The 23,086-nt window shown below is 67.1% G+C and carries 19 protein-coding genes; 8 read left to right on the top strand and 11 right to left on the bottom strand.

Annotation, left to right across the window (positions count from 1 at the left end; genetic code table 11):
* Nucleotides 1–190 precede the first annotated feature (190 nt).
* On the top strand, nt 191–1,219 hold the full coding sequence (locus tag ACH5N8_RS12130) for an aminoglycoside phosphotransferase family protein (protein WP_483281495.1): 1,029 nt from the start codon (nt 191–193) through the stop codon (nt 1,217–1,219).
* The gene (gene murU / locus ACH5N8_RS12125) at nt 1,216–1,884 is read left to right on the top strand and encodes an N-acetylmuramate alpha-1-phosphate uridylyltransferase MurU (protein WP_483281494.1); all 669 of its coding nucleotides are present in this window, start codon (nt 1,216–1,218) and stop codon (nt 1,882–1,884) included. The genes ACH5N8_RS12130 and murU overlap by 4 nt, the downstream gene beginning before the upstream one ends.
* A 4-nt stretch (nt 1,885–1,888) precedes the next feature.
* Here the strand turns inward: murU and asnB are convergent, their stop codons facing one another.
* The 4 genes from asnB to argH form a co-directional block, all read right to left on the bottom strand.
* Entirely contained in the window at nt 1,889–3,748 is a 1,860-nt protein-coding gene (gene asnB / locus ACH5N8_RS12120; protein WP_483281493.1) for an asparagine synthase (glutamine-hydrolyzing), read from the bottom strand.
* A 1-nt stretch (nt 3,749) separates the two neighbouring features.
* Nucleotides 3,750–5,456: an ArnT family glycosyltransferase gene (locus tag ACH5N8_RS12115; protein WP_483281492.1), complete on the bottom strand. Its 1,707-nt coding sequence runs from the start codon at nt 5,454–5,456 to the stop codon at nt 3,750–3,752.
* 145 nt (nt 5,457–5,601) lie between these two features.
* Entirely contained in the window at nt 5,602–6,225 is a 624-nt protein-coding gene (locus ACH5N8_RS12110; protein ID WP_483281491.1) for a histidine phosphatase family protein, read from the bottom strand.
* Between the two features lie 5 nt (nt 6,226–6,230).
* Entirely contained in the window at nt 6,231–7,619 is a 1,389-nt protein-coding gene (gene argH, locus ACH5N8_RS12105; RefSeq protein WP_483281490.1) for an argininosuccinate lyase, read from the bottom strand.
* Between the two features lie 179 nt (nt 7,620–7,798).
* Between argH and leuS the strand changes: the two genes are divergently transcribed.
* From leuS to nadD, 5 genes are read left to right on the top strand one after another with little or no spacing between them, the layout of a single operon-like run.
* Nucleotides 7,799–10,489, top strand: a complete 2,691-nt coding sequence (gene leuS, locus ACH5N8_RS12100) for a leucine--tRNA ligase (RefSeq protein WP_483283191.1) — start codon at nt 7,799–7,801, stop codon at nt 10,487–10,489.
* A 2-nt stretch (nt 10,490–10,491) separates the two neighbouring features.
* A complete protein-coding gene (locus tag ACH5N8_RS12095) occupies nt 10,492–11,013 on the top strand; it encodes an LPS-assembly lipoprotein LptE (protein WP_460026983.1) in 522 nt (173 codons plus the stop codon).
* Nucleotides 11,010–12,053: a DNA polymerase III subunit delta gene (gene holA, locus ACH5N8_RS12090; RefSeq protein WP_483281489.1), complete on the top strand. Its 1,044-nt coding sequence runs from the start codon at nt 11,010–11,012 to the stop codon at nt 12,051–12,053. The genes ACH5N8_RS12095 and holA overlap by 4 nt, the downstream gene beginning before the upstream one ends.
* 29 nt (nt 12,054–12,082) lie before the next feature.
* Entirely contained in the window at nt 12,083–13,321 is a 1,239-nt protein-coding gene (locus tag ACH5N8_RS12085) for a glutamate-5-semialdehyde dehydrogenase (protein ID WP_483283190.1), read from the top strand.
* Between the two features lie 38 nt (nt 13,322–13,359).
* Nucleotides 13,360–14,007 (top strand): nicotinate-nucleotide adenylyltransferase, encoded by a 648-nt coding sequence (nadD, locus tag ACH5N8_RS12080; protein ID WP_483281488.1) that lies wholly within the window; start codon nt 13,360–13,362, stop codon nt 14,005–14,007.
* A 119-nt stretch (nt 14,008–14,126) separates the two neighbouring features.
* On the opposite strand, the gene ACH5N8_RS12075 is transcribed toward nadD, so the two are convergent.
* The 7 genes from ACH5N8_RS12075 to ACH5N8_RS12045 form a co-directional block, all read right to left on the bottom strand.
* Nucleotides 14,127–14,651, bottom strand: a complete 525-nt coding sequence (locus tag ACH5N8_RS12075; protein ID WP_460026980.1) for a PepSY domain-containing protein — start codon at nt 14,649–14,651, stop codon at nt 14,127–14,129.
* 288 nt (nt 14,652–14,939) lie between these two features.
* Complete coding sequence (gene bamA / locus ACH5N8_RS12070) at nt 14,940–17,351, bottom strand: outer membrane protein assembly factor BamA (RefSeq protein WP_483281487.1); 2,412 nt, start codon at nt 17,349–17,351, stop codon at nt 14,940–14,942.
* Between the two features lie 86 nt (nt 17,352–17,437).
* Nucleotides 17,438–18,172 (bottom strand): phosphate signaling complex protein PhoU, encoded by a 735-nt coding sequence (gene phoU / locus ACH5N8_RS12065; protein ID WP_460026978.1) that lies wholly within the window; start codon nt 18,170–18,172, stop codon nt 17,438–17,440.
* Between the two features lie 90 nt (nt 18,173–18,262).
* A complete protein-coding gene (gene rlmM / locus ACH5N8_RS12060; protein ID WP_483281486.1) occupies nt 18,263–19,342 on the bottom strand; it encodes a 23S rRNA (cytidine(2498)-2'-O)-methyltransferase RlmM in 1,080 nt (359 codons plus the stop codon).
* 10 nt (nt 19,343–19,352) lie between these two features.
* Nucleotides 19,353–20,621: a molybdopterin molybdotransferase MoeA gene (gene moeA / locus ACH5N8_RS12055; protein ID WP_483281485.1), complete on the bottom strand. Its 1,269-nt coding sequence runs from the start codon at nt 20,619–20,621 to the stop codon at nt 19,353–19,355.
* On the bottom strand, nt 20,602–21,189 hold the full coding sequence (gene mobB, locus ACH5N8_RS12050; RefSeq protein ID WP_483281484.1) for a molybdopterin-guanine dinucleotide biosynthesis protein B: 588 nt from the start codon (nt 21,187–21,189) through the stop codon (nt 20,602–20,604). Before mobB ends, moeA begins: the two co-directional genes overlap by 20 nt.
* Complete coding sequence (locus tag ACH5N8_RS12045; RefSeq protein ID WP_460026974.1) at nt 21,182–22,192, bottom strand: NAD-dependent epimerase; 1,011 nt, start codon at nt 22,190–22,192, stop codon at nt 21,182–21,184. The genes mobB and ACH5N8_RS12045 overlap by 8 nt, the downstream gene beginning before the upstream one ends.
* 255 nt (nt 22,193–22,447) lie before the next feature.
* On the opposite strand from ACH5N8_RS12045, the gene ACH5N8_RS12040 reads away from it, so the two are divergent.
* A complete protein-coding gene (locus ACH5N8_RS12040) occupies nt 22,448–23,068 on the top strand; it encodes a TIGR04211 family SH3 domain-containing protein (protein WP_483281483.1) in 621 nt (206 codons plus the stop codon).
* Nucleotides 23,069–23,086: the final 18 nt, after the last annotated feature.

The raw sequence follows: 23,086 nt of genomic DNA, 5'->3' as shown, positions 1-23,086 counted from the left end.
GTCTCTCCGGCCGGGGGCGCATCGGGACAGTCAAAGGGAGGCGAGTTCCGCAGCAAGTCGGGTATCGGGAAAAGTGGGCGTCGGGGTACGCAAGGCACGAGTCGTCGTGACGTGGACTTTATGGTCAAATAACCCGTTTGAATGCCGCATTTTACCCAATGGCTGGGTTTCGGTAAGTTTTTTATCTGTCATGCCCCCGCGCCCGATGCAAGATCCGGATTTCCGCTACCGTCAGCTGCTTGACTGGCTGCGCCATGACCTTGGCTGCCAGCCGCTGGACATCGCGCCGGCCTCCGCCGACGCCAGTTTTCGCCGCTATTTCCGGATCCGGCTGGAAGACGGAACCCGCATCGTCATGGATGCGCCGCCGCCGCAGGAGAATGTCCGGCCGTTCGTGGCCATCGCCGGCCTGCTGCGCGAGGCCGGGGTGCAGACTCCTGCGGTGCATGCGGTCGATGCCGAGCGCGGTTTCGTGTTGCTGGGCGACTTCGGCGATCGCGACTACCTGCGGGCGCTGGATGACGAAAGTGCCGAAGCACTGTATGGCGACGCGCTGGAGACCCTGCTGGCCTTGCAGCGCAACGTGGCGGTGGCCACGGCCGGCTTGCCGGCCTACGACGAGGCCCTGCTGCGACGCGAACTGGGGCTGTTCCGCGAATGGCTGCTGGAACGCTGGCTGGCGCTCGCCCTGACGCCGGCGGAGGAGGCCCTGCTAGCCGACACCCTGGACCTGCTGGTGCAATCGGCGCTGGAGCAGCCGCGGGTGTGCGTGCACCGCGACTATCACTCGCGCAATCTCATGGTGACCGGAACCGGCAACCCCGGCGTACTGGATTTCCAGGACGCGGTGATCGGCCCCCTGACCTATGACCTGGTCTCGCTGCTGCGGGACTGTTACGTGGTCTGGCCACCCGCCCGGGTGCAGGCCTGGGTGGACGGCTATCGCGATCGTCTGCTGGCGGCGGGATTGCTCGACGCGGGCGAGGCTGGCCGGTTCGGCCGCTGGTTCGATCTCATGGGCATGCAGCGGCATCTTAAGGCTGCCGGCATCTTCGTCCGCCTCAAGCTGCGCGATGGCAAGCCCGGCTATCTCGCCGACATTCCGCGAACCTTGGGCTATGTGGCCGAGGTGGCGCGTGCCTATCCCGAGCTGACGGCCTTCGCCGGGTTTCTCGACCAGCGCGTGTGGCCGCGCCTGAGCGCAGGGAAGCGCCCATGAAGGCCATGATCCTGGCGGCCGGGCGTGGCGAGCGCATGCGCCCGCTGACCGACCGCACCCCCAAGCCGCTGTTGCAGGCGGGTGGCCTGTCCCTGATCGAGCACCTGATCCGGGGCCTGGTCGCGGGCGGCATTCGCGAACTGGTGGTGAACACCGCGCACCTCGGCGAGCAGGTCGAGGCCGCGCTGGGCGACGGTTCGCGTCTGGGCGCCGCCATCGTCTACTCGCCCGAGCATCAAGCGCTGGAAACCGGTGGCGGCATTCACAGGGCCCTGCCGCTGCTGGGCGAGGAACCCTTTCTGGTGGTGAACGGCGACATTGCCACCGATTTTCCCTTCGGGACCCTGGTCTCGCGCCCCATCGAGCTGGCGCACCTGGTGCTGGTGCCGAACCCGCCCCACCATCCGGCGGGCGATTTCGGGCTGGATGGCGAGCGTACCCTGGAGACGGCCGGGAGCTGCCACACCTTCGGCGGCATCGGCGTCTATCGACCGGCCCTGTTCCGGGACTGCGCGCCGGGGCGTTTCCCGCTGGCGCCCCTGCTGCGCGCGGCCATGCGCGAGGGCCGGGTGTCGGGACAGCTTTACCCGGGTTTCTGGATGGACATCGGCACCGTCGACCGCTTGCGGGCCTTCGAGCGCCACCTGGCCAGCCGGGCCCCCTGACGCTTCAGGGCCGGCGGGCGGGTGCCGCCGTGTCCAGCCAATCCAGCCATTCGCTCAGCACCACCAGCGCCCACAGGGCCCGGCCGTGATCGGCCTGGCGCCGCAGGTGTTCCTGCAGCAGCGCGGCGATGGCCTGGCGGTCCAGCCCCAGGCGATCCAGCGCCGGCCGCGACAAGGCGGCCTCCACCCAGGGCAGCAGGGGTTCCTCGCGCAGCCAGCGGCTCAAGGGCACCGACAGGCCGCGTTTCTTGCGGTAGACGATGTCCTCCGGCAGGTAGCGGGTGGCGTAGCGCTTCAGGAAGACCTTGGTCTGGATGCCGCGCACGCGCTCGCGGGCCGGCAGGGTGGCAGCGAATTCCATCACCGCCGGGTCGAGGAACGGTGCGCGCAGTTCCAGCGCCGAGTGCATGCTGGCCCGGTCGGCCTTGGTCAGCAGCCCCTCCGCCAGCGAGCGCTCCAGATCGTAGTGCTGGATGCGGTCCAGCAGGCTTGTATCCGCCGGCGGTTCCCAGACCCGGAGTCCCGGCACGATGCCGAGGCGCGCCAGGGTGGCGGGCGCAAGGCTGGCGTTCCACAGCACATGCCGGGCGATACCCTCCAGGTTGTCACCCTGGACGAAGCGCTTGAGCAGGAAGGACAGGGTGACCTTCCTGTCGCTCGGTGGCCAGCGCTCGACCAGCGTCCGCAGGGCGGCGCGCAGGGCACCCGGCAGGCGAGCGTAGCGCTCGGCCAGGCCGGCGCCGAAATAGGTCGGGTAGCCGCCGAACAGCTCGTCGGCGCCCTCGCCCGAGAGCGCCAGGCGGATGTCCTGCGCGGCGCGCTCGGATAGCAGGGCGGTGGGCACCCAGGCCGGGTCGGCCAGCGGCTCGCCGCTGGTGTGGATCACCGCCCGCAGGAGCCGCGGCAGCTCAGCTGGCGTCACCCAGACCGGGATGTAGGCGATGCCGAGATCGCCGGCGACGCGCTCGGCGTATTGGCCCTCGTCGAAGGAATCCTCCCCGAAGCGCAGCCCATAGGCGGTGAGGGGCTTGTCCGGATGCAGGCTGCGGGTGACGGCGGCGATCAGCGAGGAATCGACGCCGCCGCTGAGGAACAGTCCGACCGGTACGTCCACCTCGCTCTGTCGCCGTACCGCCTGCCGGAACAGGCCGTCAAAGGCCTCGATCGAGGCATCCGGGCGAGGGGGACTCGGCTTGGGCCAGCGCCAGTAACGGCGGGTTTCAATGCCGTGGGCGGTCAGGGTCACGCACTCGGCTGGGCCTACCTTGATGACACCGGCCAGCGGGCTGTCGGGGGCCGCGAAATAGCCAAGTTGCAGGTAGCGGTGCAGGGCCGGGGCATCCAGGGCAGGTGGCTCAGCCTGTCTTGCCGCCATGGCCGCCAGCTGCGAGGCGAAGGTCACGGTGTCGCCATCCACGGCATAGAACAGGGGCCGCTCGCCCGCCCGGTCGCGCGCCAGCAGGAGCCTGCGCTCGCGCGGATCCCACACGGCCAGGGCGAAGGCACCGACCAGGCGGTCGACGAACGCCGCGCCGAGTTCCAGGTAGAGACCCGGCAGGACGGCGACATCGGTATCCTCCGGCACCGGCCGGCCGCGCCCGGCCAGCCAGGCGCGCAGTTCCCCGTGGTTGTCGATCTCGCCGTTGCAGACCACCATGACGCCGGTGGCGGGGTCGACCATGGGCTGTTCGCCGCTGGTCAGACCGCGGATCGTCAACCGCGCCATGCCGAATGTCGCGCTCGTGTCGTGCTTGATCCAGTGCCCGTCCGGGCCGCGATGGACCAGCCGGTCCAGCATCGTGCCGACCGCCGTCCCGCCGAGTTCCGCTTCCGCCAGGCTTGCCTGTCCGCAGATGCCGCACATGTCAGCGCTCCGTTGCCGGCAGCAGGGTGCCGATGTAGTCGTTGCGGTAATGCTCCAGCCGCGCCCCGTGTGGCCTGGCCAGGGTTTCCAGTTCGTTGCGGCGGTGCGCGCGCGTCAGGAGATAGACGGGATGGGCGCGCGAGGCGAGATATGCCGCCAGCTGCCGGCTGGGTATCAGGCGCTCCGGCCAGGGTTTGCCGGAGGCCAGCGAGAACAGCACGTAATTGCTGGTCAGCTCGTGGCCATCCTCGGTGAATACGGTGATCGGCTTGCCGAGATAGAAGGGCAGGCCGTGCGGCATGCAGCCCAGGCAGGCAAATTCGGTGTCGGCCGGCAGCTGTCGTGGCAGGTTGGCGGCAATTTCGCGGGCCGACTTGATGCCGGCATGGCGCGGGATCCAGTCGAATTGCAGGGTGATCAGCCAGAGCGGGGTGGCCAGGAAGGCCAGCATCGCCAGGCGGACATGGTCCCGTGCCCAGGCGACCCCTGCCAGCAGGGCGACGGTGATCAGCGAAATGGCAAGGCCAGGCAGCAGATCGCCGAAGTGTTGCAGGAACTCCGGCTTGGGGGTCAGCGTCGCTGGCCATGAGGTCGGGGCGTATGCCAGCAGCAGCGCCGGCGCGCTCAGCAGCAGGGCAGCCAGCGCCAGTCCGGCGCAGGCATTGCGTACCAGGCGCCGCGCCGCTTCGTTGCCTGTCAGGGCCTCGCCGAGCACGCGGGCGACCAGGACACCCAGGGCAATGACACCGGTAAGGATGTAACCCGGCAGCTTGGACTGTGACAGCGAGAAGAACACCACGACAACCAGGGCCCAGATGACGAACAGGCGGTCCGCGGCGTCGAGCTGCCGCCGTTCGCGCCAGGCCATGGGCAGGGATGCCGGCAGCAGCATGCTCCAGGCGAAGAAGCCGCCGGCGATGATCAGGCCATAGTAGTAGAACGGCTGGGTCCGCCGGAATTCCGTGGTGGTGAAGCGGGCGATCGACTCCTTCATGATCCCGTAATACGGGAAGTCCGGGCATGCCAGGGAGAGACCGGCAAACCAGGGCAGCACCACCGCCAGGAACAGGCCGACATGGACCGGCGCGAAGAAGCGGCGGATGGCGCGCCAGTTGCCGGATGTCCCGTGGTAGGCGGTCATCACCAGCAGTGGCACCAGGAATCCGACCGGCCCCTTGACCAGGGTGCCCAGCCCGGCCATCGCCGTTGCCGTCAGGTACCAGCGCCGCCGGCCGGCGGGGTCTTCCCGGGTTTCCGCTAGGAACGCCGAGAGGATGGCGGCGCAGACGCAAAAGGCCAGCGTCATGTCGAAGATGACGATGCGCGCGAAGGCCATGAACAGCGGCGTACTGGCGACGACGACCACGGCGATGGCCGCCGTCAGCCGGTCGTAGACCTGCCGGCAGAAGCCCCACAGCATCACCAGCAGACCGAAGGCAAACAGCGCCGACGGCAGGCGGGCGGCGAATTCCGTGGTGCCGAAGGCGCCGAGGGACAGGGCGACGGTCCGGAAGAAGAAGGCCGGCTTGTCGAGGTAGGTGGCGCCGTCGTAGGTCGGTACCAGCCAGCTGCCGCTCTCCAGCATTTCCCGCGCCACCTCGGCATTGCGGCCCTCGTCCGGCGACAGCAGCGGAAAATCGCCCAGATGATGAAAGGTCATCCAGGCGCCGAACAGCAACGCGGCAAGGGACAGGAAACGATCGGGCACGCGACCGGCTCCCGCGGGCCGGGGCATGTTCTGGGTGGGCGCGGTATTCAAGGGAAAGCCTGCAGGTTGGTGGTTGGGCGCCCCGGCCTAGCTGGCCGCAGGGGTGGGATGGCTCGCAAGTCTCGGCGACGGTGCGATGGCGGGCTCAGGATTTCAGCGATCCGGCATGAAAGATCAGTTGACCGAGGAACTCCTCGCCCTGCTCGGCGTATTCCACGCGCGTGACACAGGCGGTGCCGACCTTGATGCGGAACAGGTTGGCCAGCGGAATGCCGAGCACCTGGGCCATGACCATGCGAATGATGCCGGCGTGGCAGACGATCAGCAAATGCTTGCCGGCGTGCCGGTTGAGGATGTCGCGGCAGGCGCCGGCGACCCGGTTGCGGAATTCGGCCAGCCCCTCGGCCCCGTCCGGCCGGTAGGTCGTGGGATCGCGATAGAAGCGCTGCACCACGCCGGGATCATAGCGGGTGATTTCCTCGCTGGTTTTTCCCTGCCAGGCGCCGAAGCCGATCTCCTTGAGGCGGTCGTCGGTTTCCAGCGGGATGCCGGCTTCCTCGCTCATGGCCTCGGCGAAGGCCAGGCAACGGCTGAGCGGCGAGCTGACGATGACATTCCAGGGCCGCTCACGGCCAACCGCGCGGAGCATTTCCTGCCAGCCGGCGTGGCTCAGGGGATCGTCGGTCTGGCCCCGGTAGCGGGCGCCACCGACGGATTCGCCGTGACGCAGCAGGTCGACCAGGGTGGTGACACGGTCGTCGGTGATCACGGCACTCAGGCCTGTTGCCGGCGGGCGCGGGCCGCGGCGATGGCGCGCCGGACCTGATCTGGCGCGGTGCCGCCCAGGTGGTTGCGCGCCTGCAGCGAACCCTCCAGGGTCAGCACGGCAAATACATCCGCCCCGATGTCCGGCGACAGCCGGCGCAGTTCCTCCAGGCCCAGCTCGGACAGGTCGCGCCCGGTGTCGACGCCCAGTCGCACGGCCTTGCCGACAACCTCGTGGGCATCGCGGAAGGGCATGCCCTTCCGCACCAGGTAGTCGGCCAGATCCGTGGCGGTGGCATAGCCCTGCAAGGCGGCGCGGCGCATTGCCTCGCGCCGCGGTTGCAGGTGGGGCACCATGTCGGCGAAGGCGCGCAGGCAGTCGCGCACCGTGTCCACGGTGTCGAACAGCGGTTCCTTGTCCTCCTGGTTGTCCTTGTTGTAGGCCAGCGGCTGGCCCTTCATCAGCGTCAGCAGGCCGACCAGGTGGCCGAACACGCGCCCCGACTTGCCGCGTACCAGTTCGGGCACATCGGGATTCTTCTTCTGCGGCATGATCGAGGAACCGGTGCAGAAGGCGTCGGGCAGGTCGACGAAACCGAACTGCGCCGAGGTCCAGAGAATCAGCTCCTCCGCGAAACGCGACAGGTGCATCATGATCAGGCTGGCGCAGGCTGTGAATTCGATGGCGAAATCGCGGTCGCTGACGGCGTCCAGGGAGTTGGCGGCGGGACGGTCGAAGCCGAGCAGCCGCGCGGTCAGCGCGCGATCCAGCGGGAAGGTGGTGCCGGCCAGCGCCGCCGCGCCCAGGGGCATGACATTGATGCGCTTGCGGCAATCGCCGAGACGCTCGTGGTCCCTCTCCAGCATCTCGAACCAGGCCAGCAGGTGATGGCCGAAGCTGACCGGCTGCGCCACCTGGAGATGGGTGAAGCCGGGCATGATGGTGTCGGCCTCGGCTTCCGCCAGGTCCAGCAGCGCATCCTGCAGGCGCCGGATCAGGTGTCCGATCGTGTCGACTTCGTCGCGCAGGTACAGGCGGATGTCGGTGGCGACCTGGTCGTTGCGCGAGCGCCCGGTATGCAGCTTCTTGCCCACCTCGCCGATGCGCTGGGTCAGGCGGGCCTCGATGTTCATGTGGACGTCCTCGAGCTGCACCGACCACTCGAAGGCGCCGCGTTCGATCTCGGCGGCAATGGCGTCCAGACCCTGGCTGATGAGGCTGCATTCGTCGTCCGTCAGCACGCCAATGGCGGCCAGCATCCGCGCATGCGCCTTGGAGCCCTCGATATCGTGCCGGGCGAGGCGTTTGTCGAACGAGACCGAAGCGGTGAAGGCTTCGACGAACGCATCGGTCGCTTCGGTGAAGCGGCCGGCCCAGGGTTTCGAATCGGTGCTCATGGCGGCTGAATTGGCGGAAAATATCTGTGGATTATACGCGATCGGCCACCGCAGGTTGGCGGGGTCCCGGTACCCGGGGTGATGCTGTCCGGTGGCCGGCCCGCCGGGAAATTGCCGGTGCCGGGCCGCCTCGAGTATCCTTGCCCGTTTAGTCTGACTGCACAATGCCGCCACTGCGTATGGACGATCTCTACCAGCCTGCCGCCATCGAGCCCGACATCCAGCGCCAGTGGGAGGCGGCGGGCGTGTTCCGGGCCGTCGAGGATCCGGCCCGGGAAAAATTCTACTGCCTGTCGATGTTCCCCTATCCGAGCGGCCGGCTGCACATGGGCCATGTGCGCAACTACACCATCGGCGACGTCATGTCGCGCTACCAGCGCATGCAAGGCAAGAATGTCCTGCAGCCCATGGGTTGGGACGCCTTCGGCCTGCCGGCGGAGAACGCGGCCATGAGCAAGGGCGTGCACCCGGCGGAATGGACCTACGACAACATCGCCTACATGAAGCGCCAGCTCAAGGAACTGGGCTTCGGCTATGACTGGCAGCGCGAGGTCGCCACCTGCTCGCCCGAGTACTACCGCTGGGAACAGTGGTTCTTCCTGCGCCTGCTGGAAAAAGGCCTGGTCTACAAGAAGACCTCGCCGGTCAATTGGTGCCCGCATGACAATACGGTGCTGGCCAACGAGCAGGTCATCGAGGGCTGCTGCTGGCGGTGCGACACGCCAGTGGTGCGCAAGGACATCGCGCAATGGTTCATGAAGATCACGGCCTATGCCGACGAATTGCTGGCCGAGCTGGATCACCTGGAGGGCTGGCCGGAGCAAGTCCGCACGATGCAAGCCAACTGGATCGGCAAAAGCCATGGGGTGCGCTTCGCCTTCCCCTACACGCTGGACGGCCAGGAAGGCCGGCTCTGGGTTTACACCACGCGCGCCGACACCATCATGGGTGTCACCTTCTGTGCCGTGGCCCCGGAACACCCGCTGGCCACCCGTGCCGCCCGCGACAACCCGGCGCTACAGGCCTTCATCCGCGAATGCGAACAGAGCGGCACCGCCGAGGCCGATCTGGCCACCCTGGAAAAGAAGGGCATGAACACCGGCATCACGGTGACCCATCCGCTGACCGGCAAGGCCATCCCCGTGTGGGTGGGCAACTACGTCCTGATGAGCTATGGCGAGGGCGCGGTGATGGCGGTGCCGGCGCACGACGAACGGGATTTCCACTTCGCCCACCAATATGGCCTGCCGATTAAGCAAGTTATTGAACGTGACGAAGTTGTAGCTATCGAACAAGCACTAGCAAGCAATCTAGATGTCACTGCCATCGACAAAGAATTGATGGAGATCAACCTACAAAAATTGAATGCCAAGCAATTTACTTCCGACTCTTGGCGGGACTGGTATGCAGACAAGGAACTTGTTGTCTGTGTCAATTCCGGCAAGTACGACGGGCTTGGCCACGCCGAAGCCGTGGACGCCATCGCCGCCGATCTGGCGGCCCAGGGACTGGGCGAAAAGCAGACCCACTTCCGCCTGCGCGACTGGGGCGTCTCGCGCCAGCGCTACTGGGGCTGCCCGGTGCCGGTCATCTATTGTGATGACTGCGGCACGGTCCCTGTTCCGGACGAGCAACTACCGGTCATGTTGCCCAAGGACGTCGACATCACCGGCATCGGCTCGCCGCTGGCCAGGCTCGACAGCTTTGTCCACGTGGATTGCCCGTGCTGCGGCAAGTCAGCGCGGCGCGAAACCGATACCTTCGATACCTTCATGGAATCGTCCTGGTACTTCGCTCGCTACACCGGCGCCGACAACGACCAGGCGATGCTGGACGAGCGCGCCCACTACTGGCTGCCGGTCGACCAGTACATCGGCGGCATCGAGCACGCCATCCTGCATCTCCTCTATGCGCGCTTCTATCACAAGCTGCTGCGCGACGTCGGTCTGGTCCGGTGCGACGAACCCTTCGCGAAGCTGCTGACCCAGGGCATGGTCGTCGCCCCTACCTTCTACCGCGAGGAGCACGGCAAGAAGGTCTACGTCGGCCCAACGGAGGTGGATGTCAGCACCGACGGCAAGGGCCGCATCACCGGCGCGACACTCAAGGCAGACAACCAGCCGGTCAAGGTCGGCGGCATTGAAAAGATGTCCAAGTCCAAGAATAACGGCGTCGACCCGGAGCACCTGGTCAGCCGCTACGGCGCCGATACCGTGCGCCTGTTCACCATGTTCGCCGCGCCGCCCGAGCAGTCCCTGGAATGGTCGGATTCCGGTGTGGAGGGCGGCTTCCGCTTTCTCAAACGGCTGTGGAAGCAGGTAGCGAACCATGTGAATGACGGACCCGCACCCGCGCTCGATACGGCGGCGCTGAATGACGCGCAGAAGTCGATTCGTCGGCAGGTTCACGAGACCCTGCGCAAGGTGACCGACGACATGGGCCGGCGCTTCACCTTCAACACGGCCATCGCCGCCAACATGGAACTGCTCAACGCCCTGGCGAAGTTCGACGATGCCAGCGCCCAGGGCCGGGCCGTGCGGCAGGAGGCCTTCGAGCTGGTGACCCTGATGCTGTCCCCGATCGTGCCGCACATCTGCGAGCGGCTGTGGCGGGCGCTCGGTCACGAGGGGCTGGTGGCCACCGCCGCCTGGCCCTCTGTCGACGAGACCGCGCGGGTACAGGACGCCATCGAGATGGTGGTGCAGGTCAACGGCAAGCTGCGCGGCAAGATCACCGTGCCGGTCGCCGCCGACCAGGCCGCCATCCGGGAGACCGCGCTGGCGGATGCGAACGTGCAGCGCTTCATGGATGGCCAGCTGGCAAAAAAGGTGATCGTGGTGCCGCGCAAGCTGGTCAATATCGTGGTTTGAACATGCGGCTGCATGGCAGGGGCAGGGTCCTGACACTGGCGGCCGCGCTGCTGCTGGCCGGCTGCGGTTTCCATCTGCGCGGCGATCTGCCCGGGACGCCCCAGGAAAAGACCTTCTTCCTGACCGGAATCAACCGTTCCAATCCCGTCTATGCCAATTTCGCGCAATCCCTGGCCGCGGCGGGCGGCACCATGGCGGCCAAGCCCGGCGACGCGCGGGCCATCGTCAACCTGGTCCGCGTGCGGCACATCCGCCGGCCCATCACGCTCAGTGCCGCGGGCCGGGCCAACATGTTCGACCTGCGCCTCCTGGTGATCTTCGAGGTACAGAACGCCAAGGGCGATGTCCTCATCCCCGAGAAGGAGATCGAGGTCCGCCGCGAGTACTTCAACACCCAGGGTTCGCCCCTGGGGCAGGGGCTGGAGGAACGCCAGATGCGTGAGGAAATGGAAAAGGAAGCCGCCCAGACCCTGCTGCGGCAGGTCGTCTTCGGGCTGCGTGAGGCGCCGCCCCAGCCCGCGTGAAGGTCTACCCGGATCAGCTCGACGGCCAGCTCAGGCGGGAACTGGGGCCGGCCTACGTGCTCAGCGGCGACGAGCCCCTGCAGCTGATGGAGGCGGCGGATGCCGTGCGCCGGGCTGGCAGGCTCAGGGGGTTCCTCGGGCGCGAGGTGTTTTCCGCCGAGGCCGGCTTCGAGTGGGGACAGTTTCGCGCCGCCTGCGATGCCTACGCCCTGTTTGGCGAACCGCGGATTCTCGATGTGCGGCTGGCCGGCAAGCCCGACAGGCCCGGCGCCGAGGCCCTGCTGCACTTCGCCGAGCAGCCGCCGGACGATGCCATCTTGCTGCTCAGCCTGCCGCGGCTCTCCGCCAGCGACCAGAAAGCCCGCTGGTTCCAGGCGCTGGAGCGCCGCGGCGTGGTGGTCCAGGTCTGGCCGCTGGAGGGCGACAAGCTGCTGCGCTGGCTCGACCGCCGGCTCAACGCGCGCGGTCTGCTGGCCGACCAGTCCGGCCTCAGGTTGCTGGCTGCCCGCGTCGAGGGCAACCTGCTGGCCGCCGCGCAGGAGATCGAGAAGCTGCACATCCTGCATGGCAGCGGTCAGCTCAGTGACGAGCAGATCCTGCAATCGGTGGCGGACAGCGCCCGTTACGATGTCTTCGACCTGGCCGACCAGGTGTTGCGCGGACGGCTCGGCAAGGCTGCGCGTATCCTCGCGGGGCTCAAGGGCGAGGGCGTTGCCGCGCCGGTGGTGCTGTGGGCGCTGACACGCGAATTGCGCCTGCTCAACCAGCTGAAATCCGAGCTGCTGCGCGGCATCCCGGCCGAGACTGTGTTCAGCCAGCACCGGCTGTGGGACAGCCGCAAGGCGGCCCTGAGCCAGGCTCTGCAGCGGCTGGAACTGCCGACGATCCGCACGGCCCTGGTGCTGGCCGCCCGTGCCGACCGCATCATGAAGGGCGCCGAGCTTGGCGAGGACTGGGACGCCCTGTTGCAGCTCTGCGAACTGCTCAGCCACCCCGGCGCGGTCGGCCATCCCGCTTTTTCGACCACCACCTGTCACTGACGACCATGTCCGAATCCCTAGCCAGCCAGATGCGCCGACTCGGCGACAACGCCCGGGCGGCTTCGCGCGCCATCGGCCGCGCCGAAACCGCCGCCAAGAACCGTGCCCTGACAGCGATCGCCGAGGCGCTGCTGTCCGCTGTCCCGCGCCTGATCGACGAGAACCGCAAGGATCTGGATGCGGGCAGGGCGCGCGGGCTGGAGGCGGCGATGCTGGAACGCCTGTCGCTCAACGAGGAGCGCATCCGGGCGATGGCCGATGGCGTCCGCCAGGTGGCCGCGCTGCCGGACCCGGTAGGGGAAATCACCGGCCTGACGTATCGGCCCTCGGGCATTCAGGTCGGTCGCATGCGGGTGCCCCTGGGAGTCATCGGCATCATCTATGAGTCGCGGCCGAACGTGACCGCCGACGCCGCCGCCCTGTGCCTCAAGTCCGGCAATGCCTGCATCCTGCGTGGCGGCTCCGAGTCGATCCATTCCAACCGGGCCATCGCCGCCTGCATCCGCGAGGGGCTCGCCGTCGCGGAACTGCCCGCCGATGCCGTGCAGCTGGTCGGGACGACCGAGCGGGCCGCCGTAGGCGAACTGCTGCGGCTGGATGACTGCATCGACGTGATCGTGCCGCGCGGCGGCAAGGGCCTGATCGAGCGCATCATGGCCGAGTCGCGCATACCCGTCATCAAGCACCTCGACGGTATCTGCCATGTCTATATCGACGATCATTGCGATCTGGAGAAGGCGCAGCGGATTGCCCTCAATGCCAAGACCCAGCGCTATGGCGTCTGCAATGCCATGGAGACCCTGCTGGTGGCCCAGCGCATCGCGCCGATCGTGTTGCCCGAGCTGGCCCGGCAGCTGCTGGAAAAGAGGGTCGAGCTGCGCGGTTGCGCGAAAACCTGCGCGCTGGTGCCGGAGGCCATCCCCGCCACCGGGGAAGACTGGGATACCGAGTACCTCGCGCCGATTCTGGCGATTCGCGTGGTGGCCGACATCGACGAGGCCATGGAGCACATTCACCGCCACAGCTCGCGGCATACCGAGTCGATCGTTACCGAGGATTACGGGCGGGCGCGGCGCTTCCTGCGCGAGGTGGACTCCAGTTCCGTGATGGTGAACGCCTCGACCCGTTTCGCCGATGGCTACGAATACGGCCTGGGGGCGGAAATCGGCATCTCCACCGACAAGCTGCATGTCCGCGGCCCGGTCGGGCTGGAGGGACTGACGACCCAGAAATTCATCGTGCTCGGCGACGGACAGGTGCGCGGCTGAGCCTTGCCGCATCGGCGCCGGCCGGGATGAGGGGACGCGTGATCGGCGTCTACGGCGGCACCTTCGATCCCGTCCATTACGGCCATCTGCGCACCGCGCTGGAGGTCGCCGAGATCCTCGGCCTCAGCGAGTTGCGCTTCGTACCCTGCCGGATTCCACCGCACCGGCAGATGCCCGGCGCCACCCCGCAGCAGCGGCTGGCCATGCTGGAAGCCGCTCTGGCCGATGCGCCGGCCTGCTTTCGCATCGACCAGCGCGAGCTGGAAAGACCGGGCCCCTCCTACATGGTCGACACCTTGGCCACCCTGCGCGGCGAGGTGGGGCAGGCGTCGCTGGTGTTGATCCTCGGGCTGGATGCGTTTCTGGGGTTTCACCATTGGCACCGCTGGCGCGAGATTCTCGATCTGGCCCACCTTGCGATCATGCGGCGCCCCGGCTTCCTGCCCGAGCCGGAGGCGGTGCTCGCGATGGAGTATGCGGCTCGCCGGGTACCCGATGCCGGCCAGCTGCGTGGGCGGCCAGCGGGTTGCATGTACGATCTCGCGGTCACGCCGCTGGCCATTTCCGCCAGCCAGATACGTGAACTGTGCCAGTCAGGCCGCAGCCCGCGCTACCTGACGCCGGATGCCGTGGTGCGGCAGATCGGAACACAGGGGCTGTATGCGGGCGTTGCCGGGCAAGGCTGAACCGATTCCGGCGACGGACTGATCCGTCGGGGGGATGCCGCAGCCGCGCGGGGCGGGCACCCATGGAGAGGGAAAGGGGGATGTGGCCATCCCTGGCCACGGCGGCGGGGGACGAGACCTTATTCCTTGCCGATCTGGTATATCTCGCGCTGGTCGTCCTCGACGACGGCGCCGGTCGCGGCGTCGATTTCCATCTTGACTTCCTTGCCATCCGCCTGCCGGATGTCGAACTCATAGGACGCGTTGCCGTTCGACTCGATCTCGAATTCCATCTCGACAATCTCGCCGGGGTGGGCCTTCAGCGCGATGGTCTTGGCCTCTTCCAGGCTGATCTTGGCCTTGGCCTTGAATAGGGCATGGTCGATGGCATCGACTTCCTGTTCCTCCTCGGTGATCTTGCCGGTATTGGCGTTGCACTCGTACTCCATGGTCTTGTCCTTGCCGGCGATTTCGATCTCATAGGTCGGAATCTTGCCCTCATGCTTGAATTCCACCTTGACGACATCGCCGTTCATTTTCGCCAGGGCGGCCTGAAGACAAGTTTCCAGCCCGGCCTTGGTCTTGGGGATGGCAGCGGTTTCCGCCATCGCCACGGGAGCGCCCAGAAGGGCGACGCAGCCGAATGCCAGGGTAATCCTTTTCATGGTCTTGATCCTCGTCGAAGTGTGAAAGCAAATAGAGTATCCCGCTTGCGAAGCCTTGGCCACCGGGGCCCATCCGGCCAGCGCCACGCCATTTCTTCGCGTCGGTCAGGCTACGCGCGCGGGTTGCGGGGATGTGCCGGGCAGGTCGAGGGCATGCCGGCTCGGACAGTGCCTCCGCCAGGCGAAGGCCTTCCGGCGCACTTGACTGGGCCGGCGAGACGGCCCGGCCAGTCCGGCGCAGGCGTTCCGGGGATGCCCGGGCACGGTCCGCAGGACCGCGTCGCGATGCTAGAACGCCTGCCCGAACGAGAACTGGAACAGCTGTGTGCGGTCGCCGCGGACGGTGTTCAGCGGCCGGGCGATACTGACGCCCAGCGCCCCGAAGGGTGACAGCCAGCGCGCCAGCAGACCCGGCGAGTAGCGGAGGAAGTCGCCCTCCTGCTCGGCGAAACAGGGGGTGCTGCCGGCGCCCTGGGTGATGCCGCTCGGCGAGGCGACCTTGAAGGCGTCGCAGTAGACGTTGCCGATATCGAAGAAGGCGCCGAGCCGCATGTTCTTGCTGTCGGATATGAATGGCACCGGCGTCAGCAGTTCGATCGAGCTGACGATCTTGCTGGAACCGCCCAGCGACAGGTTGCCGCCCTGGCCGAGCGCGTTCGGGATGGTGCGCGGACCCAGCGAGCTCGGATAAAAGCCGCGCATGACCTGCGGGCCGCCGGCAAAATAATTTTCCCAGAACGGCAGGTAGGGGGTGTCGTTGTAGCCGTCACCATAGGCGACCTCGCCCATCAGCATCAGGGTCAGGTCCTCGGCCAGCGGGAAGTAGTACTGTGCCTTGTAGGCGGCCTTGAAGAAGTTGACGCTGTCGGTGCCGAAGACCGGGGGGGTGCCGAGGAAGGACAGACGCTGCGCACCGCCGTCGGTGGGGAACATGGCCCGGTTGAGGGTATCGTGGACGTATCCCACCGCCAGCGGGATGTAGTTGAAACCGTACTTGCTGGCCGCGCAGTTGTTCAGCGGCTCGTCCTTGCAGGCGTAATACTGGATGTAGTCGATGATTTCCTGCGAGGAGCGATAGCTGCCCTTGACGTTGGTGTAGTTGTAGTCGGCGTTGAAGCGGATGCTGTCGAATTCGCCCAGCGGGATGCCGAGATTGCCGCCGAGCTGACCGGTGTCGGTGGTGTAGTTGGCGAGGTTGATGACGTAGGCGTCGGTCTTCCGGTAGGCGGCATCGAAACCGCCGCTGACCCCGTCCAGGGTCACGTAGGGGTTGAAATAGCTGACCTGGTAGATGGTGTTGATGCGGCTGTTGTTGAAGTTGAAGGCCACTCGCTTGCCCGTGCCGAAGACGTTGTCCTGGGTCACGTTGGCATTGAAGATGATGCCCTGCTGCTGCGAGTAGCCGACACCCGCCATGATGTTGCCCGAGGATTTCTCGACCACGTTGTAGTTGACGTCGATCTGGTCCGAGGTGCCGGGCACGGCGGGTGTTTCGACGTTGACTTCCTGGAAGTAGCCGAGCCGCTCCAGGCGCACCTTGGAGCGTTCGATCTTGGTGCTGGAGGCCCAGGCCGCTTCCATCTGCCGCATCTCCCGGCGCAGCACCTCGTCGCGGGTGCGCGTGTTGCCACGGAAGTTGATGCGGCGGATGTACACCTGCTTGCCGGGATCGACAAAGAAGGTCATGGCCACCGTCTTGCCGGTCTCGTTGATTTCCGGAACCATGTTGACGTTGGCGAAGATGTAGCCCTCGTCGCCGAGGCGGTCGGAGATGGCCTTCTGGGTTTCCGTCGCCAGCCGGCGGGAGAAGGTGTCGCCCGGGCCGATCTTCACCAGGGGCGTGATTTCCTCCGGCCGCACGATCAGCTTGCCGGTCACCTTCACATCGCTGACCTTGTAGACGTCACCCTCCTTGAGATTGACGGTCAGGTACATCTCCTTCTTGTCCGGCGTCATGGCCACCTGGGTCGACTCGATCTGCGAATTGATGTAGCCACGGTCCAGGTAGAAGGAGCGCAGCCGTTCGAGATCGGCCGACAGCTTCTGTTTCGAATACTGGTCGTCCTTGGTATAGAAGGACAGCAGGTTGCCGGTGCTGAGCTCGAACTCCTCCAGCAACTGCTCGTCGGTGAAGGCGTTGTTGCCGACGATGTTGATCTGCTGGATGGTGGCGACCTTGCCCTCGGAGATATTGATGTCGACCGCCACGCGGTTGCGCGCCTGGTCGGTCACGCTGGATTCCACCTTCACGCCGTACTTGCCGCGCGCGTAGTACTGCCGGCGCAGTTCCTGCTCCACCTTGTCGAGCACGGCCCGGTCGAACACCTTGCCCTCGGTCAGGCCGATGCCCTTGAGCGCCTTCTTGAGGTCGTCGGTACTGATGTCCTTGTTGCCCTCGATGGTGACGCTGGCGATGGACGGGCGCTCCTCGACGATCACCACCAGGGTATCGCCGTCCTGTTCCAGCCGCACGTCCTTGAAAAAGCCGGTCTTGAACAGCGCCTTGATGCTCTCGGCCGACTGCCGCTGGTCGAACTCGTCGCCGACCTTGACCGGCAGGTAGTTGAAGACCGTGCCCGGCGACACGCGCTGCAGACCCTCGATGCGGATGTCCTGGATGGTGAAGGAATCCGCGGCCGGCGACGCCGGGGCGTGCAGCGTCAGGAGGAGCAGCAGGGCGGCGAGGCTGGCGCGGGTCATAGGCAGGGAGCGGTCGGTGCCGGCCCAGTGGGGGCCGCGCGGCAAGGGGCGGAAGGCATCATGGGGCGGTGTGGCGGGACATGGGGTCAGCCTGACCGCAGGTCGCGCTCGACTTCATCGATGCTGATGTGGCGGATGTTCTTGCCCATGGCGTAGTAGATGACGTATTCGCAGATGTTGCAGGCACGGTCGCCGATGCGTTCCAGCGCCCGGGCCGCCCACATGATGTTGAGCGCCACGGGGATGGAGCGCGCGTCCTCCATCATGAAGGTGATCTGCTGGCGCATGATGCTCTCGTATTCGAGGTCGACCTGCGGGTCTTCCTGCACGACCCGCAGGGACTCGTCGACATCGATGCGGGCAAAGGCATCCAGCGCCTCGCGCAGCATGGTGCGGGCGTGCTGGGCAATCTGCTGCAGGTCGGTCAGCTGGTTGCGCTTGGCGAAATGATCGGCCAGCTCGACGGCGATGCGGGCGATGCGCTTGGCCTCGTCACCGATGCGTTCCAGATCGGTGATGGTCTTGATGACCGCCACCACCAGCCGCAGGTCGCGCGCGGCGGGTTGCCGCAGGGCCAGGATCTGCGTGCACTCCTCGTCGATGGCAACTTCCATCGAGTTGACCTTGTAGTCGTCCTTGATGACCCGCTCGGCCAGCTCGACATCACTTTCCAGAAGGGCGTTGACCGCCTGTTCCACCTGGGCTTCGACCAGTCCGCCCAGACTCAGCACGCGGTTGCGGATGGCGAGCAGTTCGTGATCGTACTGCTTGGAAATATGGTGATGACCGAGATCGCTCTCGACGTCGGAGACTGTCGTCATGCTGGGTCCTGGGCCGGAGATGGGGTAAGTGCGTGATTTGAATCGTCCGCGATTATAGTCCAAGTGCCGGAAAAAACCGTGAAACCGGTCTTACGGCAAGGGGCCGCGGATGTCGGCATGGCCGGTGATTTCCGCCCGGTCATGATAGAGCTGCTTGAAGCGCAACCGGCAGGGCAGGCCGGTCGCGGCCAGTCGCGCCTCGATCAGACCCCGGCTGTCGAGAACGGTTTCGTAACGCTTCTTCATCGGCAGCTTGAGGTTGAAGATGGCCTGCCGGCAATGCCCGTTGGCCAGCCAGTCCGCCACCAGGGCGGCGATGCGGGTCGGCTGCTCGACCATGTCGCAGACCAGCCAGTCGACCGGTTTCGGTGGCCGGTAACGGAAGCCGTCGACCCGCAGGTGTTCGACGATGCCCGAGTCGAGCAGGGCGGGGTCGAGTGCGCCGTTGTCCACCGCCACGGTGCGGATGTGGCGGTGCACCAGCTGCCAGGTCCAGCCACCCGGCGCGGCCCCGAGATCCACGGCTGTCAGGCCGGGGCCGAGATCCCGCTCGGGATGGCGCACGAACACCCGGAAGGCCTCGTCCAGTTTCAGGGTCGAGCGACTGGGCGCGCCGCGGGGAAATTTCAGCCGCGGTATGCCCAGTGGCCAGGGCGAGGCATTGCCGGGCTGGCTCAGGGCGACGATGGCCGCCGTGCCGCTGCGGAAGCAGACATGCAGGCGCGGCTGGCCGGGATGCCCGAGCCAGCCTTCCCGTTGCAGCGCCTGTCGCAGCGGCACGGCGAACTTGCGCAGCAGGATCGCCAGCGACTTGGCCTCGTTGGTGTCGGCGGTTTCCAGGAGCAGCTCGGAGAACCGTCTGCCGGTCTGCCGGATCAGGGCCAGCAGGGGTGACAGCCGGTCCGCCGGCGACAGCTCCTCGCAACGCCCCAGCACCCACAGCAGCTGCCGGGCGAAGATCAGATCGTCGAAGCGCAGCCGGTCCGCCAGGTTCCGCTCGGCCGATACGGACAGCCACTCCACGAGGCCGCCGTCCGGGGTGGCCCGGACATAGCCCGGGCTGCCCAGCGCGCTCGTCTGCGCGAGGATTTCGGCGGCGCATTCCTTCTCGAAGCCGCGACGGCAGTACAGCAGAAGGCCGCCCGCGGGCGAAGATGCCGGGGATGACATGGGCGAATCCTCAGGACGATGCGTCGGCGCTGGCCGTCCACGCCGGCGCGATGCCGAACGGCTCGACCTCCACCAGCTCGCCGGCGGCGACGCCGGTGCTGGCCGCCGGCAGGACGATGAAACAGTTGGCCCGGCTCATGGAGGTCAGCCGGTGGCTGCCCTGAGCCCTGAAGGGCGTGACGCTGACCGGATCGGCCTGCCAGTCCAGCCAGCCGCGCAGGAATTCCAGCCGGCCGGCCGGCTTGCGCACGGGCTGTCGGCAGACGGCCCGCCAGCGCGGGGCGGCGGTGGCGATGCGGCCCGCCATGCGCAGCAGCGCCGGTCGCGCCAGCTGCAGGAACGTGACCATCATCGAGACCGGATTGCCGGGCAGGCCGAATACCGGCGTGGTTCCCAGCCGGCCGCAGACGAATGGCTTGCCGGGCTTGATGGCGACCTTCCAGAAATCGACCTCGCCCTCCTCGCGCAGCAGTTCGACGACATGGTCAGCCTCGCCGACCGAGGCGCCACCCGTGGTCAGCAGGACATCGGCGCGGCGGGCACCTTCCCGCAGGGCCTGGCGCAGGGCTTCGCGGTCGTCCCGCACCACGCCCAGATCGACGGCTGCCATGCCCAGCTCGGTCAGCAGCGCCGCCAGTACCGGCCGGTTGCTTTCGTAGAGGCTGCCGGGCAGCGGGGGTTCGCCCGGCAGGACCAGCTCGTCGCCGGTGGCAAGATAGGCCACACGCAATCGGCGACGGACGGCCACCTGCTGGCAGCCCGCCATCGCCAGCAGGCCCAGGTCCGCCGCCTGCAGGCAGCGGCCGGCCGGCAGCAGGGGGTCGCCGGTGCGCAGTTCCTCGCCACGCTGGCGGACGTTGTCGCCGGGCCGTGCGGGCTGGCGCGGATGCAGGGTGACGAATTCCTCCGCGCGTTGGGCCTCTTCCTGTACCACCACCGCATCCAGCCCCTCCGGCAAGGGGGCGCCGGTGAAGATTCGCACGCACTGCCCCGGTCCGACAGCAGTCTCATGGGGACGTCCCGCCCAGGCGGTGCCGGCGATCGCGAGACGCGCATCGGGGCGTGCCTCGGCGGCGCGGACGGCATAGCCGTCCATGGCCGACTGGGTGAACGGCGGCAGGTCCAGCGGCGAGGGCAGGTCGGTGGCGAGGACGCGGCCCAGCGCGCCGGAAACCGGCACGGTTTCCACTTCCGCCACCGGTGTCACGGCGGCCTGCAGGCGCTGGACGGCTTCCGCCAGGCTGAGAAGGCCGGCCGGTCTATCGCAGATCGAGGGCATGGCGGGCGGCGGGCAGGAATATCCGGACGATGAAATCGGCCAGGCTGGCGGGCTGGTTGAGGTCGAGACAGGGCAAGTCGGGCAGGGGGGTGGGCGGGACGTCGGTCGCCAGGGCAATGACATGGGCGTCCTCCCGATACAGCGGGGGCTGGTCGAGGGCGGTGCGGCGCAGTTCGATCTTGGGAAAGGCCTCGTGCTTGAAGCCCTCCACCAGCAGGATGTCGACCGCCGACGGGTCCAGGTGGCGCAGCTCCTCGTTGAGCCGGGGATCCAGCGGTCGGGCGTGCTCGGTGATGATGGCGCGCCGGTGCGCGCCGCTCAGCATGACCGGGCTGGCGCCGGCCAGGCGCAGTTCGTGGCTGTCCTTGCCGGGATGATCGATCTCGAAGGTGTGATGTGCGTGCTTGATCAGGCCGACCCGCAGCCCGGCCAGCTTCAGCAGCGGGATCAGTTGCTTCAGCAGCGTGGTCTTGCCGGTGCCGCTGTGGGCGGCGAAGCCCAGCAGCGGCACGCTGGCCCGCGGCAGGGCGTCGTAGCAGACCGGCCGGGTCAGGCCAGGCTCAGGCATGGCCATAGTAGTCGCGATACCAGTCCACGAAGCGCGCGATGCCGGTCTCGATCGGCGTTTTCGGCGCATAGCCGACGTCGCGCATCAGATCGTCGACATCGGCGTAGGTGGCCGGCACGTCGCCGGCCTGCATCGGCAGGAAGTTTTTTTCGGCCTGCTTGCCCAGACAGTGTTCCAGGACCTCGATGAAGCGCATCAACGCCACCGGTTCATGGTTGCCGATGTTGTAGAGCCGGTAGGGCGCCCGGCTGGTGCCGGGGTCGGGATGCTGGCCGTCCCAGCCGGCATTCGGCGTGGCGACATGGTCCAGCGTGCGCACGACGCCTTCGACGATGTCGTCGATATAGGTGAAATCGCGTTGCATGCGGCCGTGATTGAAGACATCGATGGGCCGGCCTTCGAGGATGGCCCGGGTGAACAGGAACAGCGCCATGTCCGGCCGTCCCCAGGGACCGTAGACGGTGAAGAAGCGCAGGCCGGTGGTCGGCAGTCCGAACAGGTGGCTGTAGGTATGCGCCATGAGCTCGTTGGCTTTCTTGGTGGCGGCATAGAGGCTGACCGGGTGGTCCACGTTGTGGTGCACCGAGAACGGCATCGCCGTGTTGGCGCCATAGACCGAACTGGACGAAGCGTAGACCAGGTGCTCCACCGCCTGCTGACGGCAGGCTTCGAGAATGTTGCAGAAGCCGACCAGGTTGGCGTCGATGTAGGCATGCGGATGGGTCAGCGAGTAACGCACGCCTGCCTGGGCCGCCAGGTTCACCACCCGCTGCGGCCGGTGGTGGGCGAACAGGGCGAACAGGGCGTCGCGGTCCTCCAGGGCGATGCGCGCCTCGGTGAAGCCCGGCTGTGGGGTCAGGCGCGCCAGCCGCGCCTCCTTCAGGCTGACTTCGTAGTAATCGTTGACGTTGTCGACGCCGACGACCTCGTCGCCGCGGGCCAGCAGGACGTGCGCGAGCGCGGAACCAATGAAGCCGGCGGTGCCGGTCACCAGAATTTTCATGTGGGAAGGCAGCAGGGAAGGATGGCGGAAAGGGAGGGATGATCGGTGCACTAATTTAGCATTCGGGGACGGTATGCATCGAGCATGTCCGCAACTGGCGGTCTGCACGCGTTGGGCGCCCGGCGGGCTTGCGTTAACATAGCCGGACTCGCCCGCTCGACCGCCAGGGACCGCATGGCCTCGATGCCGCCACGGAAAACACCCGGTGCCGGGGAGCAGGGAATGAATCACGCATTTCGGTAGCTTCGATACCCCATGGCGATTTTCCGCACGATCATGTTCCTGTTGCTGAGCCTGGGGCTGTTCCCACTTCAGGCAGCCGAGACGGCGACCGCCTACATCGCCCCGGGTGCGTCGGTGGAACTCAGGAGCGGCTTGTCCCGGAAGGACAAGACGCTCGCCACGCTTGAGCCCGGCTCGCCTCTCAAGATCCTCAGGCAGAACGCCAGGCTGGGCTATTCCCGCGTGCAACTGCCGGGCGGCGAAATCGGCTGGCTGCCTTCCCGGGCGCTGACCCGCGAGGCGCCGGCCGTCGCACCGCCGTCGGCCGCGGCGCTGCCCGAGGCGGCGGAGACGACGCAGACGCCCCAGCAGCTACAGGCGGAAATCGGCCGCCTGCAGACCGAGCTGATTGCCGTGCGCCAGGCTTCGGCGGATATCCTGCGCATCCAGGCCGAGCGCGACCAGCTGCAACAGAGCGTGATTTCCCTGCGCCGCGAGCTGGAAACCGCGCAGCGCGACAAGCATGCCCTCAACGAGGACCAGAAACAGGCCTGGTTCCTGGTCGGTGCCGCCGTGCTGCTTGCCGGCATCCTGATCGGCCTGCTGCTGCCGCGCCTGAGCTTCCGCCGGCGCAGCCACTGGAGTTCCTTCTGACCCACCCGCGCAACCCTT

The organism is Methyloparacoccus sp. NF-16 (genome assembly GCF_056880625.1).
This window is presented reverse-complemented; position numbering and strand designations above follow the sequence as displayed.

Excerpts from the sequence above, each read along its gene's own strand:
- ACH5N8_RS12130 (WP_483281495.1), top strand. The coding sequence starts at position 191 with ATGCCCCCGCGCCCGATGCAAGATCCGGATTTCCGCTACCGTCAGCTG.
- murU (WP_483281494.1), top strand. The coding sequence starts at position 1,216 with ATGAAGGCCATGATCCTGGCGGCCGGGCGTGGCGAGCGCATGCGCCCG.
- asnB (WP_483281493.1), bottom strand. The coding sequence starts at position 3,748 with ATGTGCGGCATCTGCGGACAGGCAAGCCTGGCGGAAGCGGAACTCGGC.
- argH (WP_483281490.1), bottom strand. The coding sequence starts at position 7,619 with ATGAGCACCGATTCGAAACCCTGGGCCGGCCGCTTCACCGAAGCGACC.
- leuS (WP_483283191.1), top strand. The coding sequence starts at position 7,799 with ATGGACGATCTCTACCAGCCTGCCGCCATCGAGCCCGACATCCAGCGC.
- ACH5N8_RS12095 (WP_460026983.1), top strand. The coding sequence starts at position 10,492 with ATGCGGCTGCATGGCAGGGGCAGGGTCCTGACACTGGCGGCCGCGCTG.
- ACH5N8_RS12085 (WP_483283190.1), top strand. The coding sequence starts at position 12,083 with ATGCGCCGACTCGGCGACAACGCCCGGGCGGCTTCGCGCGCCATCGGC.
- ACH5N8_RS12075 (WP_460026980.1), bottom strand. The coding sequence starts at position 14,651 with ATGAAAAGGATTACCCTGGCATTCGGCTGCGTCGCCCTTCTGGGCGCT.
- bamA (WP_483281487.1), bottom strand. The coding sequence starts at position 17,351 with ATGACCCGCGCCAGCCTCGCCGCCCTGCTGCTCCTCCTGACGCTGCAC.
- phoU (WP_460026978.1), bottom strand. The coding sequence starts at position 18,172 with ATGACGACAGTCTCCGACGTCGAGAGCGATCTCGGTCATCACCATATT.
- rlmM (WP_483281486.1), bottom strand. The coding sequence starts at position 19,342 with ATGTCATCCCCGGCATCTTCGCCCGCGGGCGGCCTTCTGCTGTACTGC.
- moeA (WP_483281485.1), bottom strand. The coding sequence starts at position 20,621 with ATGCCCTCGATCTGCGATAGACCGGCCGGCCTTCTCAGCCTGGCGGAA.
- mobB (WP_483281484.1), bottom strand. The coding sequence starts at position 21,189 with ATGCCTGAGCCTGGCCTGACCCGGCCGGTCTGCTACGACGCCCTGCCG.
- ACH5N8_RS12045 (WP_460026974.1), bottom strand. The coding sequence starts at position 22,192 with ATGAAAATTCTGGTGACCGGCACCGCCGGCTTCATTGGTTCCGCGCTC.
- ACH5N8_RS12040 (WP_483281483.1), top strand. The coding sequence starts at position 22,448 with ATGGCGATTTTCCGCACGATCATGTTCCTGTTGCTGAGCCTGGGGCTG.